General features: G+C 60.7%; 14 protein-coding genes. 7 read left to right on the top strand and 7 right to left on the bottom strand.

Annotation, left to right across the window (positions count from 1 at the left end; all coding sequences use genetic code 11):
- Positions 1–126: 126 nt before the first annotated feature.
- Positions 127–1,632, bottom strand: coding sequence for a protein adenylyltransferase SelO (locus ILFOPFJJ_RS10600; RefSeq protein ID WP_173510512.1), 1,506 nt, complete (start codon positions 1,630–1,632; stop codon positions 127–129).
- A gap of 154 nt (positions 1,633–1,786) precedes the next feature.
- A complete protein-coding gene (locus ILFOPFJJ_RS10595; protein WP_173510511.1) occupies positions 1,787–2,743 on the bottom strand; it encodes a homocysteine S-methyltransferase family protein in 957 nt (318 codons plus the stop codon).
- A 229-nt stretch (positions 2,744–2,972) separates the two neighbouring features.
- Between ILFOPFJJ_RS10595 and ILFOPFJJ_RS10590 the strand changes: the two genes are divergently transcribed.
- Positions 2,973–3,593 carry a TetR/AcrR family transcriptional regulator gene (locus tag ILFOPFJJ_RS10590; RefSeq protein WP_173510510.1) on the top strand — a complete coding sequence of 207 codons (621 nt, stop codon included), beginning with the start codon at positions 2,973–2,975 and terminating at the stop codon, positions 3,591–3,593.
- 6 nt (positions 3,594–3,599) lie between these two features.
- Here ILFOPFJJ_RS10590 and ILFOPFJJ_RS10585 read toward each other — a convergent pair whose 3' ends face one another.
- The 4 genes from ILFOPFJJ_RS10585 to ILFOPFJJ_RS10570 form a co-directional block, all read right to left on the bottom strand.
- Positions 3,600–4,127, bottom strand: coding sequence for a DUF1697 domain-containing protein (locus ILFOPFJJ_RS10585; protein ID WP_173510509.1), 528 nt, complete (start codon positions 4,125–4,127; stop codon positions 3,600–3,602).
- Between the two features lie 17 nt (positions 4,128–4,144).
- The gene (locus ILFOPFJJ_RS10580; protein ID WP_173510508.1) at positions 4,145–6,253 is read right to left on the bottom strand and encodes a S9 family peptidase; all 2,109 of its coding nucleotides are present in this window, start codon (positions 6,251–6,253) and stop codon (positions 4,145–4,147) included.
- A gap of 162 nt (positions 6,254–6,415) precedes the next feature.
- Positions 6,416–7,255 (bottom strand): SDR family oxidoreductase, encoded by an 840-nt coding sequence (locus ILFOPFJJ_RS10575; RefSeq protein ID WP_173510507.1) that lies wholly within the window; start codon positions 7,253–7,255, stop codon positions 6,416–6,418.
- Between the two features lie 146 nt (positions 7,256–7,401).
- Positions 7,402–8,292: a VOC family protein gene (locus tag ILFOPFJJ_RS10570; protein ID WP_173510506.1), complete on the bottom strand. Its 891-nt coding sequence runs from the start codon at positions 8,290–8,292 to the stop codon at positions 7,402–7,404.
- 450 nt (positions 8,293–8,742) lie between these two features.
- Here ILFOPFJJ_RS10570 and ILFOPFJJ_RS10565 point away from each other — a divergent pair, with 450 nt between their 5' ends.
- The 3 genes from ILFOPFJJ_RS10565 (at position 8,743) to trhA (ending at position 10,768) form a co-directional block, all read left to right on the top strand.
- Entirely contained in the window at positions 8,743–9,165 is a 423-nt protein-coding gene (locus ILFOPFJJ_RS10565; protein ID WP_173510505.1) for a universal stress protein, read from the top strand.
- Positions 9,166–9,219: 54 nt separating this feature from the next.
- On the top strand, positions 9,220–9,561 hold the full coding sequence (locus tag ILFOPFJJ_RS10560; protein ID WP_173510504.1) for a TraR/DksA family transcriptional regulator: 342 nt from the start codon (positions 9,220–9,222) through the stop codon (positions 9,559–9,561).
- Between the two features lie 544 nt (positions 9,562–10,105).
- A complete protein-coding gene (trhA, locus tag ILFOPFJJ_RS10555) occupies positions 10,106–10,768 on the top strand; it encodes a PAQR family membrane homeostasis protein TrhA (RefSeq protein WP_173510503.1) in 663 nt (220 codons plus the stop codon).
- Positions 10,769–10,887: 119 nt separating this feature from the next.
- Here trhA and ILFOPFJJ_RS10550 read toward each other — a convergent pair whose 3' ends face one another.
- Positions 10,888–11,388: a hypothetical protein gene (locus ILFOPFJJ_RS10550; protein ID WP_173511488.1), complete on the bottom strand. Its 501-nt coding sequence runs from the start codon at positions 11,386–11,388 to the stop codon at positions 10,888–10,890.
- Between the two features lie 493 nt (positions 11,389–11,881).
- On the opposite strand from ILFOPFJJ_RS10550, the gene ILFOPFJJ_RS10545 reads away from it, so the two are divergent.
- Genes ILFOPFJJ_RS10545 through ILFOPFJJ_RS10535 form a run of 3 tightly spaced genes read left to right on the top strand, consistent with a single transcriptional unit; the run spans position 11,882 to position 15,032 of the window.
- Positions 11,882–14,239, top strand: a complete 2,358-nt coding sequence (locus ILFOPFJJ_RS10545) for a putative monovalent cation/H+ antiporter subunit A (RefSeq protein WP_173511487.1) — start codon at positions 11,882–11,884, stop codon at positions 14,237–14,239.
- Complete coding sequence (locus tag ILFOPFJJ_RS10540; protein WP_173510502.1) at positions 14,236–14,655, top strand: Na(+)/H(+) antiporter subunit B; 420 nt, start codon at positions 14,236–14,238, stop codon at positions 14,653–14,655. Before ILFOPFJJ_RS10545 ends, ILFOPFJJ_RS10540 begins: the two co-directional genes overlap by 4 nt.
- Complete coding sequence (locus ILFOPFJJ_RS10535; protein WP_173510501.1) at positions 14,655–15,032, top strand: Na+/H+ antiporter subunit C; 378 nt, start codon at positions 14,655–14,657, stop codon at positions 15,030–15,032. Before ILFOPFJJ_RS10540 ends, ILFOPFJJ_RS10535 begins: the two co-directional genes overlap by 1 nt.
- The last annotated feature ends 8 nt before the right edge of the window (positions 15,033–15,040 follow it).

Raw genomic sequence — 15,040 nt, 5'->3', positions numbered from 1 at the left:
TCGGACGACTCCACCTGAGGAGCTAACGCATGGAGCGTGCCTTTCAATGGCCCCACTCTGCGGAGTTGCAAGAATACGGAGGTCGCAACGAGTCGCGAAGGTTTATGACCGGTCGGGGGCTGCCGCTTAGGTACCGCAGAAGGTCTGCAGCACTTCTTCGCCAGCCTGCGGCGGTGCGGCGTAGGCTTCGTGCTCGGGTCGGTCCTCATAGGGTCTGGACGTGACATCGAGCAGTGCTTCGAACAGCGAGAAATCTGCATCCCGTGTGGCCGCGTCGATCGCCTGTTCCACGCGGTGATTGCGAGGAATGAAAGCCGGGTTTGCGGTGCGCATCGCAGCGGCGCGCGCACTGGTGTCGAGTGTTTCGCGGGTCAGGCGCTCGCGCCAGTCGCCAAGCCAGGGCGAAACTGTACCCGGCTTCTCAAAAAGTTCGACGAGTGCCGGATCGGCGCCGTTATCTTCGGCGGATGCCGCGAGGCGTCGGAAGACAAGCGTAAAATCGGCATTGCCCTCATGCATCAGTGTGAGGAGCGATTGGATCAGATCGAGATCGCCATCCTCTTCGGTCGCGAGTCCGATCTTGCGTCGCATGCCGTCGAGCCAATGTTTCTGGAAGATCGAGCCGTATTCGGTAAGCGCATCGTTGGCGAGATTGACGGCAGTGTCGGCGACCGGATCGAACAACGGCACCAGTGTTTCGGCGAGCCGAGCGAGGTTCCACTGGCCGATGGCCGGCTGATTGGCATAGGCATAGCGGCCAAACTGGTCGATCGAGCTGAACACCTTCTTCGGGTCATAGGCATCCATGAAGGCGCAAGGGCCGAAATCGATCGTCTCGCCGGACACCGTCATGTTGTCGGTGTTCATCACGCCATGGATGAAGCCGACGTGGAGCCAGCGCGCAATCAACTCCGCCTGGCGCGCGGCGACTGCCTTGAACAGTGAGAAATAGGGTTTTTCGCTGTCCTTCAACTCGGGATAATGGCGTTCGATCACGTAATCGGCCAACGTTTTGACCGATTCCATGTCGCCGCGGGCGGCGAAGAATTGAAACGTCCCCACACGGATATGGCTGGCGGCGACGCGGGTGAAGACAGCACCGGGGAGGATTTGCTCCCGATAAACCGGCTGGCCGGTGACGGTGGCGGCGAGCGCGCGGGTCGTCGGTATGCCGAGCGCGTGCATCGCCTCGCTGATGATATATTCCCGCAGCACCGGACCGAGTGCCGCCCGCCCGTCGCCGCGGCGGGAATAGGGCGTCTGCCCCGATCCCTTAAGTTGGATGTCGCGTCGCTTTCCACTGCGGTCGATCACTTCGCCAAGCAGGATGGCGCGACCGTCGCCGAGTTGCGGGACGAATGTGCCGAACTGGTGTCCGGCATAGGCCATGGCAAGCGGCTCCGCGCCAGGGGGGATCTTGTTGCCCGAAAAGATCGCCGCGCCGTCGCGTTCGAGCGCTTCCGCCTCGAGGCCAAGTTCTTCGGCGAGCTTTCGGTTGAACTTGATCAGCCACGGCTCCGCAACCGGCGTCGGCTCGACACGGGCGTAGAAGTTCGCCGGCAACCGCGCATAGCTGTTGTCGAAGGGGAAGGGGGCCGTCTCGGAGGCCAGTTGCGGGGGCACGTAGTTCATCATTCTCTGTCCCGTTGCGCGCGCCGGGCAGTGCCGACGGGTCACTGCTATCGGGACAAGTCTACACGAGCGCCGATAGTTCCGCGAGGCCGAGACTTTATCCACCTGCCCTCCGGTAGGTACCGCCGGAGGGCAGGAACGACGGTTGTCTTCGTCAGGCGCTGAGCGCTGCGCGAGGAAGGCACACTTCGCATATCGCGGCGATGTGGCGGTGGTCGGTGCCGCAGCAGCCGCCGAGCACACGCAGATGCGGCATGCGGCCGGTCAGCGACCGATAGCGCCGGGCGAGATCTGCCGGATCGCCCGCATCGAGCGTCTCGCTCTCGTCGAGTTCGGCATGGCTCATCATCGAAGCGTTGGCGCGAATGCCGCCGATACGCTTGACCCAGGATTGGCCCTGTTCGAGCGCGCCATCGAAATGGCTCGGATGGGCGCAGTTGATCATGTAGTAGTGCGGATAGCCATCGGTTGCCGCATCCACGCTCTCGATTGCATCCTGTAGCGAACGGCCGGTCACCAGCCTGCCATCGGTCTCGACCGTGAAGGAGATCGCGCAGGGCATGCCATGCGTTCTGGCCGCGCGAGCAACACCGATACCCTCGTCGACATTGTTCAAGGTAACACCTGATACCATATCGGCTTCGCTTGCGGCGAAGGTGGCAATCTGCGCCGCATGGTATTCCTCAGCCTCGTCAGCACTCATCCTGCCGGCTTTGTAACCGTCGCCGCGCGGGCCGATCGCGCCATTGAGGACGATGGGTGCTTGCGGCCGCTCGTATTCGGCCCGGAGCCCGGTCAGCAGATCGACGGCGTCGCGGTTGGCTGCCGCCAATGCGTCCGCGTCGTAGCCGAGTTTCTCGCCCCAATCGGCATTGGCTCGCCAGGTGGCAGTGTCGAGGACGAAGCCGGTATCGTGACGCCGGGCGACGTCGAGATAGTGCGTGTAGTACTGCAGAAGCTTCCGGCGGCCTTCGGCCGACGACAACAGCACGAAGGAAGCGAAATGCGGAAGCTCGGCGCCGTCGTGAAAAATCAGCGTCGTCTCCATGCCGCCATCGCTAAGGAATGTGCCTCCGTTTAGCAGCGGCAAGTCGTATCTGTACTTGGCCATGTGTTGCTCCACCCTTTTCCACCCTTTCCGCGGGGTGTCCCACGTAGGGCATCGGATGAATTTCTGCCGTTTTATCATCTGCTAAACTAGAGGAGTTGCGGTATACTACTTGCGGAATATCCTGATATCGATGTGAAAACAAACGCTTGCCGTGTTGTTTCGGTTGCGGCGGAGGACGTGATGGGCGTTTTCAGAGCCGAAAACCGTACCGGCGGTACAGGAGCGGATGATGCGAAAAGGTGAGGAAACGCGGACGAGGATCCTCGACGTCGCCGAAGCCGCCGTGCTGGCGAAGGGATTTGGGGCAACCTCGATCGACGAACTGATTGCCGAAACCGGTATCACCAAGAGCGGGTTTTTCTACCATTTCCGCGACAAGAATGAACTCGCCAAGGCACTCCTGGAACGCTACATCGAGAACGACGAACGGATCTACGACGAGATCTTCGGCCGGGCGCACGATCTCGCGGACGACCCGCTGCAGGCTTTCCTGCTCGGCCTGAAGCTGCTGTCGGAATTGCTCTCGGACCTGCCGAACGGCCATCCCGGGTGTCTGGTCGCAACGATGTGTACGCAGGAGCGTGCCTTCGACCGAGAGATCCAGGAGATCAACCGGCAGGCGGCGCTGATGTGGCGTCGGCGGTTCGGGGCGATGTTCCGCGATATCATGCGCCACTACCGCCCGCGCGAAGCGCTCGACGCCGACCAACTCGCCGACATGGTTTCGACCGTGCTCGAAGGCGGCATCGTACTTTCAAAGGCGTTGAAGGAGCCGAAGAGCCTGCCCGACCAGTTGCTGGTCTTCCGCACCTTCGTGCGGCTGCTGTTCCAGCCAATCGCGCAGGCCTGATGGCGTTCAGGCCCGACTATCTTCGAGCTCGGCTGCAAGTTCGGCGAGTTTCCGCACAGTATTGAGATTGCGGGCCGTACCCGGTTTGAGGGCGGGCAATTTGAGCTTTGACTTTCCCGAGCCGTTGGGAAAATGGATATAGATCTCCCTGCCGCTGATCTGCACCTCTTCGCCGTCCGGCGCGACGAGCTTGTCAAGCGCATCGGCCGGCGGCGGCTCAGGCAGGAAGGTCACCAGCAGAAAATTCGGCTTGGCGTCCGCGAACGGCGCCTCGTCGACGATCTTGTGGAGTTCGCCGCGGCTGCGCAAGATGACGCCGGGCGCCTTGCCCATCCGTTCCGCCAAAACATCTTCGAGCCCTTTCTGTACCTTGGCTTCGGAAAGGTCGGAACGAAAGAGCACATTGCCGCTCTGGATATAAGTCTTCACGTCGGTGAAGCCGAGGCTCTCGCAAATAGCCTTCAGCTCCGCCATCGGAAGCGTGCCGGTCCCTCCGACATTGATCGCCCGCAGCAGTGCGACATAGACCGGCATTCGCCTCCTCCAGCCCGTTACATCTTTCCCGCGACCTTGATGGCGAAGGCGTATTCGAAGGCGATTTCCTCCAGCCGCTGGAACCGCCCGGATGCGCCGGCGTGGCCGGCATCCATATTGGTCTTCATCAGGATCGGCGCGGCGCCGGTGGTATTCTCCCGGAGCCTCGCCACCCACTTTGCCGGCTCCCAATAGGTCACGCGAGGATCGGTCAGGCCTCCGAGCGCCAGGATCGCCGGATAGGATTTCGCATCCACGTTGTCGTAGGGGGAGTAACCAGCAATGATGTTGTAGAACTCGGCGCTCTCGATCGGATTGCCCCATTCCGGCCATTCCGGCGGGGTCAGAGGCAGCGTGTCGTCGAGCATCGTGTTCAAGACGTCGACGAAGGGAACGGCGGCAATGATGCCCTTGAACTTCTCCGGTGCCATATTGGAGACCGCTCCCATCAGCATGCCGCCCGCCGAACCGCCCTCGGCGATGATGTTGGCATAGGACGTGAACTTCTCCTGATTCAAATAGTCAGCGGCAGCGATGAAGTCTTTGAAGGTATTGGTCTTCTTCGCCATCTTGCCGTCTTCGTACCATTGGAAGCCCTTGTCCTTGCCGCCGCGGATATGCGCGATGGCATAGACGAAGCCGCGGTCGACGAGCGAGAGGCAGTTGGTGTTGAAGCCAGCCGGAATGGTGATGCCGTAGGCGCCGTAACCGTAGAGCAGGCAGGGGGCGGAACCGTCGAGCGGCGTATCCTTGCGATAGAGCAGTGTGATCGGTACCTCGACACCATCCCATGACGGCGCGAAGACGCGACGGGTGACGTAATCGTCCGGATTGTGGCCGGAGGGCACTTCCTGGGTCTTCAAGAGCGTGCGTCGACGCGTTGCCATGTCGTAGTCGAAGAGCTGCGAGGGCGTCGTCATCGACGAGTAGGAAAAGCGGATGACGTCGGTGTCGTATTCGGCAGCACCCGAGAGCCCCAACGAATAGGCTTCCTCTGCAAAGGCGATCGCATGCTCCTCGCCGGTCTTGCGGTCACGAATAACGATTTCCGGCAGCCCCTCGCGACGCTGCAGCCAGACCAGATGGCGGGCATAGGCCATGTGATTGAGGATCAGCGTGCCCGGCCGGTGCGGGACGACCTCGCGCCAGTTTTGCTTCTGCGGCGCTTCCACAGGCGCTTCCATGATCTTGAAATCCTTGGCGCCGTCGGCATTGGTCAGGATGTAGAAAACATCACCGCCTTCCGTCATCGAGTATTCGAGACCAGTCACGCGCTCCGCCACGAGCTGCGGCTCTGCCGTCAGGTCCTTGGTCGTGAGCAGCCGGTACTCGCTGGTTTCGTGGTCATGGATATCGATGTAGATGAAGTCGTCGAGCAGCGACCCGCCGACCGACATGAAGAAGCCAGGGTCTTTTTCCTCGTAGACGAGCCGGTCGTCCTTCTGTGCTGTGCCGATGACGTGGTGAAAGATCTTCGACGGCCGATGGTTCTCGTCAAGAACGGTGTAGAAGAAGCTCTTGCCGTCCGGTGCCCATGCACCGCCGCCGCCCGTATTCTCGATCAGATCGGGCAAATCCTCGCCGGTCGAAAGATCGCGCACTTTCAGCGTGAAATATTCCGACCCCTTGTCGTCATAGCCCCAGACGCCGCGGGAATGGTCGCTTGAATGGTCGATGCCGGCGAGGCGGAAATAGGCCTTGCCTTCGGCTTCCCTGTCGCCGTCGAGCAGCACGTGGCGGATCGTCTCGTCCTTAGTGTTGCCTTCGCGCGGAATGCGGAAATAACGCGGCTGTTCGCCGCCGGTCACGTAAAAGGTGCCGTAAGCGAAAGCGCCGTCCTTCATCGGAACGGAAGAATCGTCCTCCTTGATGCGGCCGCGCATCTCGGCAAACAGGGTTTTCTGCAATTCCTTGGTGTCCGCCATGGCGGCGCTCATGTAGGCGTTTTCCGCCTCGAGATGCTTGCGGATCTCCGGATCGAGGATCGAGGGTTCCCTGAACATGGCCTGCCAATTGTCCGCGCGGAGCCAGGCATAGTCATCGGTCCGGGTAATGCCGTGACGCGTATCGGTAACCGGTTTCTTCGGAGCGACGGGGGCGGCGGGCAGATTGTTGAAAGCGGACAAGGCGTGTCTCCGATCTGTTCGGTGGGAGATCATGAGATAGAGAGCGCCATCGCACCGATCAAGCGGAAAGACCGGAGCCCGTTCGTTTCAATCAATGCTTCTCTGGCGGCGGTGGTTGGGCGCGGATGCGAGCTGACGAGAGGGTGTTGTGCCTTGCGGAGTTCACGCCGTCAGCGCGGCGATATTGTCCTTCGCATAAGTATCGAGCGAACGCGGCGCCTTGCCGGTCAGGGTCTCGACGCCATTGCTGAGCGCGGCCATCCGCCCCTCGCGCACCGGCCGGAATAGTTCGGCAAGGAGATGGGCGTAGGTCGCGGAAATACCTGCTTCGGTTAGCAGGCCGATGAAGATCCCGTCATCGACAGGCGTGTACGCGATGGTCCTGCCGATGGCGCGAGAAAGTATCGCCGCCGCTTCGGCATAGCTCAAGGCCTCGGGACCGGTGAGATCGAAGGCCTGTCCGTTGAACGCATCGCTCGTGAGCGTGCATGCAATGCTCTCGGCGATGTCGCGCGTGTCGATGAAACTCGTCTTTCCGTCTGCCGCAGGCACCGCAATCACGCCGCGGCGGATGCCGTCGAGCCAGTAGCTGTGGAAGTTGTCGGCGAACCAGTTGGGCCGGACGATGACGAATGGCGCGCAGGTCTCTTCGAGGAACAGCTCCACCGTCCGGTAGGAATTGCTGCCGCCGGTGTCGACGCCGAGCATGGTCATCAGCACGATCTTGATACCGCGCGCGGCCGCCGCCTGGATGATTGGCGTCAGGAGCCTGACGGGGTCGAGGCACCCGGTCGGCGTGATAACGAAGATGCGATCGACCCCCTCGAGCGCGCAGCCATAGGTCGAAGCATGGAGATAGTCGAAAGCAACTGCGTCGACACCCGGTATCGAAATTGATTTGCGGCATGCAGCCTTGGTGCGCTCGCCCCTGGCGACAAGCGTCTGTATCACTTTGCTGCCAACGGTGCCGGTGGCGCCAAGAACCAGAATTTTCCCCGGCATTCTCGCCTCCCTAAGATCAGGTTTATTACGAAAACCAAATAAAAGGCGGAATGTTGCCAAATAGGAGAACTTTCCTGCTCGAACCCGCCGGTTCGCCGCCAGGACGGCACGCTGGTGCGACCGCTGCAGGGCTCGGCGACTGCTTGTCAGGTGGAGAGTTTGAGGCCGATGCCCCACGGATCGACGAGGCTGTGGACGTCACCTTGCCTGGTTACCGTCATTTCCAGCTCGTCCAGCTTGGCTAGCGCCGTTGCGAGCTTCGCGGCATCGCTGAAGCGGATCGTGTAATCCGCCAGGCCTGTCATGTTGTGCTGACGTTTGGGAGCGCCCCGAGAATTCCAGATGTTGGCCGCCACGTGATGATGATACTTGCCCGAAGCAAAGAAGCTCGCACCCGGGTAGCGCGCCATCAGGTCCAGTCCGAGCACGTCGCGAAAAAATGCGTCCGCCTGGGGGATGTCGGAAACCTGCAGATGGATATGGCCGATCGTCGTGCCTTCCGCGAGACTGTTCCAATCACCTTTCGGCGCTTCGTCGTAGAGGGCCTGCAGGTCGAGCGGTAGCGTGCTCATCGCTACCATGCCGTCCGGCTGGTAGTTCCATTCGCTGCGGGAGCGGTCACGATAGATCTCGATGCCGTTGCCTTCCGGGTCGGCGAGATAGATCGCCTCACTGACCAGGTGGTCGGATGCGCCCTGAAGGCGGATGTTGTTGCGCGCCGCATGGGCAAGCCAGTGGCCGAGTTCGCGCCGATCGGGAACGAGAAAAGCCGTGTGAAACAGGCCCGGCGCGTTGCGCGGTGCCCTTGCCGCGTCGCTTTCGGTCGTCAGCGTCAGCAGAGGCCGGCCGGCGACGCCAAGCGTCTCGCCGTTGGCACCGGTTTCGATCGGCGTCAGGCCCATAATCCTCTGGTACCAGGCGGATACCATGGGCAGATCCTGAACGACGAGATGGGACCGGTCGACAAAGGCCGGCATCGCGACGGCATGGTCCGCGGGCATGCTCTGTGTCGAGCGCGAAAGGGTTGAATCTTGCATTGCAATAGCCTTTCAGGCCAGTCCGGCGCCCCGTTGGCCGCCGATCGCAGTTTCTTGAAACTTGTCTTAATATGGGCTCGTGACCGCGTTCAGGAAAGCTATTATATTACTTGATGTTGTGTTCGATGAGCGTTGACAGCCATGACCACCGCGCTACCTGATCTTTCAGTGATGCTAATACGACGGTGGCGGCCGATTTGATTTCAATCAATGCTGGAACATCGCCTCCGCGCAATTTCATGTTGGCGCGGGACGGGGGGAAGTGAAGACCGGTTTTACCCCTCGACCCGCGCTTGCTGCGTGTTCCTCGATCGGAGCCCGATTCAAGGACAAAAGCATGCAGCTATTCAAGGTGCTACGGCGATCTTTGCGCGTCTCATGAGACGCGTGGCGCTGTAGGGGCTGGCCTCGCCGCATGGCGACCGGGGAACGCAAGAGAAGGAGTGCAGCATGTACAAGAAAATCATCGTTCCGATCGCCATGGATCAGCTGGAGCACGGCGAATCCGTCCTCGGCATCGCAGAGAAGCTGATCGACGACGAGGGGGAAATCGTCCTGCTCAACGTCGTAGAGGACCTGAATGCCTATGCACAAGGATATATGATCGTCGATTTTCCGCTCGAGATGATCGAGGAGTCGCGCAGGCATGCGGTCAAGACATTGGAAGCATTGAAGGCCAAGCATGGGATCAGGGGGCGCATCGAAATCCGCACCGGCGGAGCGGCCGGCACGATCAACGCTCTTGCGAAGGAAGAGAACGCGGACCTCGTGATTATTGCTTCGCACCGGCCGGGTTTGATTGACTACTTTATCGGCTCGACCGCCAGCCGTGTCGTTAGCCATTGCCCATGCGCGGTTCTCGTCGACCGCTAAAAATGAACAAGAAGGCGGCGTTGTCGAACCACGCCGCGACCAAGGAGCCCTGCAATGGATCAGTACGCGCTTGAAGACTTTCGCGAACAGCTTCTCCGCCGCAAACGCGAACTTTATGGTCGGCTGGTGAAGATCGAGGAGGACCTCGATCAACCGATGAATGCCGACGTGCCCGATCGTGTCACCGAACGAGAAGGCGACGAAGTATTGGAGGGCCTCGGCCTCGCGGGCCAGGGTGAAATCCGCGCCATCGACGCTGCCCTGGACCGAATTGAGTCCGGAACCTTCGGCACCTGTGTGCGCTGCGGCGAACAGATTTCGCCGGAACGACTGCACGCGGTGCCGCACGCACCGCTCTGCCAGACCTGCGCAGCGGAAGTAGCACGCGCAAGATAGGCTGGACTCATGCATTTTCGGCGGCGCGGCGGTTCTCGGTGCACTTGACGGCTGAAGCGTTCGACCGTCGAGGGCCGCCGTTGCTGTCCATACGGCGTAATCACCGTGATGGGTAGCATGATAACGATCGAGATTGGGCACTCCGCAGGCTGCCTTCAATCGCTTCCTTCAAGCAGCAGCTCGGGCTGCGGCAATCGCGTCCGTTTTGCACGACGTTAGCCGACTGTTGTAATAGGTTGCAAAAATTGATCCTTTCGCAGTCCCGGCACCTCTTTTCTGCGGCCGTTTGCTGTGGCACGTTAAACGGGTAAACACGTGCCTGCGCGGACCGAACGCCAGCCGCCGATGGGGAAGTCGGGATCGATTTCCGGGTGGTGCGCGGACCTGTTGCATGTTTCCTGGTCGGAGCCGATTCAAGGGCAAAAACATGCAGCAATTCAAAGTGCTACAGCGACCTTTGCGCGTCTGATAAGAAGCACGGCGCCGTAGGAATGAGCGGGCCCTTTGTGCGTCCGAAGGATGCAGCGTCGAGGGGAGGGATCGCGTGGAGATCAACGGCGTCAAGTGGACCTATGACCGGTCCGAATTGATTGCGGATGGCATCGTTCACGGCATCGGTCTTGCTGCAGCGCTCTGCGGTGTTACGGCGCTGATTTTCTATGCAACGCTTTGGAGTACGTCCGGCCAGCTTGCGGCAGCCTGGATTTACGGCATCGGGCTCGTTACCACCCTCTCGGTTTCCTTCCTTTACAATCTCTTCCCGATTTGCAGGATGAAATGGCTTCTGCGTCGGTTCGATCATTCCTCGATCTTCGTCTTGATCGCGGCAACCTATACGCCGTTTCTCCAGCGCGGCTGGGACAACCCGTTCCTTTTCAAGATGCTGATCGGCATCTGGGCTATTGCCATCCTGGGGGTGGTGATGAAGTGCCTCTTCGCCGGACGTTTCGACCGACTTGCAATCCTGCTCTACCTTGCGATGGGCTGGAGCGGCGTGCTTGCCGCCCGGTCGCTTCAGTCAATGCTGACGGCGACAACGCTGGTGTTGATCCTGATCGGTGGCATCATCTACTCGGCGGGAGTTATCTTCCACGTCTGGGAACGCCTGCGGTTCCAGAACGCAATATGGCACGGCTTCGTCGTTGCTGGCTCGGCAGTACACTATTCGGCGGTCGTAACCTGTTTCAGCGGCACCACGATATCCTGATTTCTCTCGTGCTGAGGAACTGTATGTTTCCTTGAATCGGAACCGATTTGAGGACAAAAACAGCAGCAGTCAAAGTGCTGCAGCAGCCATTGCGCGTCTCAAGAGACACGGCGTTGTAGTCATTCCGGCGCAAGCTGACAGCCGTCGGACGGCCTGAGTGCCTCGGCCATGCGCGAGATAATGCCATCGAAACTCGTCAGCGGATTCTTGCGATATTGCAGCCGGAAATACGCGGCACTGCCGTCGCATAGGGCGATCGCGCGGGCATAAAAGACTTCGCCGTTGCGGGCACCGGAGAAGCTCGCCCAGGCGGGTGTAACGCGTGAGAACAGCATTCTCCAGTCGTTCTGCGTCTCAAGGCTGATATGGTCGGCAACATCGGTCTCGAAATCACCGTCCGGCGGATGACTTCCGAAGACGGCAAGCGTCGCTCCATTGTCGTCCGCGTGGAAGCTTGCGCCGTCTCCATCATCGGCAGCCCCTTGGCGCATCTCGAAACCCGGCGGGATGTCGACCGTATAGCCGAAGCGAGGATTGGCGTAGGGGTGCCAGTCGTCCTCCGCGGCTGCGGGGAGCGCGAGCCCCCAAAAGAGGGCGAAGGCGAAGAAAGCACGGCGCATGCGGGCATCCTTTCGGCTTGCTTCGATCTGCCGCTCCTCGTAGCCCGGCCCCCGAAGCCCTTGCTGTTTCTGCTGGAACAGCCGGAGCGCCGCGCGTTCAACACAACGCGAAAAGCAAGCGCTCACGCTCATGGCACCGCTTCCGCCTCGCGCTGTCAATCCTCTTCGAAAGTCATCGCCGTGCCGTCAATAGTTCCCGCCATTCCTCGTTTGTCCTCTTCACTTTCGGAGAAGCGGCATCGGCCATCGTCGATCTCCATTCGGTCGCGGCGATTATATAGGATTCGGACGGCGCGCCCGCAAATAGCGCTTGCCTGGATGGCGATAGCGGCTGGCACACTCGACAGGCCAAGATTTGCCTGCACTTTGCATTGTATTACTGTCGCGCAACTACGATTCGTGCCGATTCACTCTTGAGGCGGAACGGGCCTTCTTTTATGTCCGGCGACAGTTTGATCGAATGGTCAAAACGACAAAGGAGCTTGCCAAGACGATGGATGTCGCGGCCCTGACATTTCTGGCCCTCAGTCTCCCCTTCGTCGCGGCGCTCGTGGCGCCGGTCCTGACCCGATTTCTGGGTCACAATGCCGCTTGGCTCCTGGCTCTCGCGCCTGTTGCGATCTTCGTGCATTTCCTCGGCTTCGTTCCGGAAATTGCTGCCGGCGAAGTAGTCACCGGCGGCTATGCCTGGATCCCTTCCTTCAATGTCAGCTTCTCGTGGCTGATCGATGGTCTGTCGCTCACCTTCGCACTTTTGATTTCCGGCATCGGCACGCTGATCGTGCTCTATTCGGGCGGTTATCTCAAAGGTCATCCGCATCAGGGTCGGTTCATTTCGTTCATCCTGATGTTCATGGGCTCCATGCAGGGTCTCGTCCTTTCGGACAGCTTCCTGATGCTCTTCGTCTTCTGGGAACTGACGTCGATTACTTCCTTCCTGCTGATCGGCTTCGATCATGGTCGCGAGGCCGCGCGCCGTGCGGCGCTGCAGGCATTGGTCGTCACGGGGGGAGGCGGCCTGTCGCTGCTCGCCGGCCTTCTCATCCTCTGGAACGTGAGTGGCATCGCCCAGTTTTCGTTGCTCCTTTCTTTCGGCACGGAGTTGAGGGAGAGCCCGTTCTATCTGGCGGCACTTCTTCTCGTGCTGGGCGGAGCCTTCACAAAGTCTGCGCAGTTTCCGTTCCATTTCTGGCTGCCAAATGCCATGGAGGCGCCGACGCCGGTTTCTGCCTATCTTCATTCGGCGACGATGGTGAAGGCGGGCGTCTACCTGCTGATGCGGCTCAATCCGGTGCTCGGGGGTACGCCTGAATGGCAGTTCCTGCTGCCACTGTTCGGGGCTGCGACGCTCGTGAGCGGTGCAGCGCTGGCAGTGCGCCAAACGGACCTCAAGCTGATGCTTGCCTATACGACGATGGCCTCGCTCGGACTTCTGGTCTTGTTGACGGGCCTCGGTTCGCCGCACGCGGTCGAAGCGGCAGCGCTCTATCTCGTGGCGCACGCGCTGTTCAAGGGCGCCTTGTTCATGGTTGCGGGCATCATCGACCACGAGACGGGCTCGCGCGATCTGACAAGGCTTGGCGGCCTGCGCTCGGCGATGCCGCTGACCTTCGCGGTCGCCCTTGCCGCTGCGCTTTCGATGGGCGGCTTGCCACCCTTTTTCGGCTTCCTCGCAAAGGAGGAAATCTACGAGGGCCTATCGAATTTCGATCGGCGCTCGATGGTTTTTGCGGGGCTTACCGTTCTCGGTAACGCCCTGATGTTTGCGGTCGCCTTCGCGATAGCCTTGAAACCGTTCCTCGGGCCAAAGGTGGAGACGCCGAGGCATGCTCACGAGGCGCCGGTTCTCCTCTGGCTCGGTCCGGCGATCCTGGCACTGATGGGTCTGTCGGTTGCGCTGATGTCCGGCCTTGCCCATCGGGTGATTTCTTCGCCGATGTCTTCCGCCATTGCGGGCGAACCGCGAACGGTGGTGGTCTCGCTTGTGCCGCATATCGGCGTACCGCTGGTCCTTTCGGCTGTCACGCTGCTCGTCGGTGTCGCCTTCTATCTCAATCTTGATCGTCTCCGCGCGGTCATGGCGCTCATCCTTGCGGACATAGGCTGGGGGCCGGATCGGGGTTTCGATCAGTTCATCCGCGGGCTTTTGCGGCTCGCCGTGGCCATCACTCGCCGGCTGCAGAGCGGCAGGCTCGATGTCTACATGACCGTCGTCTTCGTGCTGATCGCGGTCGTCCTTCTCGCAACTCCCGTCCGCTATGGCGAACTGCCGCGCGCGCCGTTCTTTGCCGCGGACGTTCCAGCCCATGAGCTTGCGATCATGGCCATTGCTGTCGCGGGCCTCTTTGCCGTGGTGCTGGCGGCCGATCGACTGACGGCGATCGTCTCGCTCGGCATTCAGGGTTTCGCGGTCGCCGTTATCTTCTTGCTCTATGGGGCGCCGGACCTCTCCTTTACCCAGTTCATGATCGAGACGCTGTCGGTGGTAGTGCTGGCGCTGGTGATGACCCGGCTCAGGCTTTCGCCTTCGGATCACCGACCGCTGCGCCAGAAGTTTTCCGATTCGATGATAGCGCTCGCCTGTGGGCTCGGTTTCGGCCTCTTCCTGCTTCGGGCCACGGGGGCGCCTTTCGATGCGACGCTGACCGATTTCTACAATCTCTATTCGAAATCGATCGCGCATGGGGCCAATGTCGTCAACGTCATCATCGTCGATTTCCGCGGCACAGACACGCTCGGTGAAATTGCCGTCGTGATGATCACCGGCCTTGCCATCCTCTCGCTGGTACGGCTGAGGCCGGGCTCGCTCAAGCGTGGCGCCGATCGATCGGCTGCGGAGGAGCGCGTATGAAATCGGTTATTTTCCGCACGGTCGCGCCGTTCCTGACCAGCCTGATGATGCTGTTCTCGATTTTCGTCCTGTTGCGGGGCCACAACGAACCGGGCGGCGGATTCATCGGCGGATTGATCGCCGTCTCGGCGCTCGCGATCTACGGCATCGCCCACGGCGTCGAGACCGTAAGACGGGCGATCTATTTCCATCCGATGGCAATCGCGGGCGCAGGGCTCTTTGCCGCGACCGTCGCCGGTCTGATTTCGGTCTTTGCGCGCGTACCCTTCATGACCGGCCTGTGGGTCTACCCGTCCCTCTTTGGTGTCGAGATCCCGCTCTCGACCGTCATGCTGTTCGATACCGGCGTTTATCTCGTCGTCGTAGGGGCGATCAGTTCGGTCGCGCTCTCGCTTGAAGAACGGGGAGGTGAGTGATGGAAGCCTGGTTTGCCTTGCTCGTCGGTATCTTCTTCACCGTCGCGGTATACCTGATGCTGTCGAAGTTCATCATCCGCGTGCTCCTTGGCGTGGCGGTCCTCGGCAACGCCGTCAACCTGCTGATCTTCACCGGTGGCCGGCTGACGCGCGATGTTCCGCCGGTCATAACCGCCGGTGCCGATGCGCTTGACGGCCCTGCGGCCAATGCGTTGCCGCAGGCGCTGATCCTGACCGCGATCGTCATCTCCTTTTCCTTCTTCGCCTTCCTGCTGGTTCTCGCCTGGCGCGCCTATGAGGATCTCTCGACCGATAACACGGACGAGATGCGTGTGGCGGAACCGGTGAAGGAACCGATGCCGCCGCTTGGATATTGATCGATCTC

The sequence above is a fragment of the Sinorhizobium psoraleae genome, assembly GCF_013283645.1.
In the GTDB taxonomy this organism is placed as follows: Bacteria; Pseudomonadota; Alphaproteobacteria; order Rhizobiales; family Rhizobiaceae; genus Sinorhizobium; species Sinorhizobium psoraleae.
The sequence above is the reverse complement of the archived record's forward strand: the minus strand, read 5'-3'. Positions and strand labels throughout refer to the sequence as shown.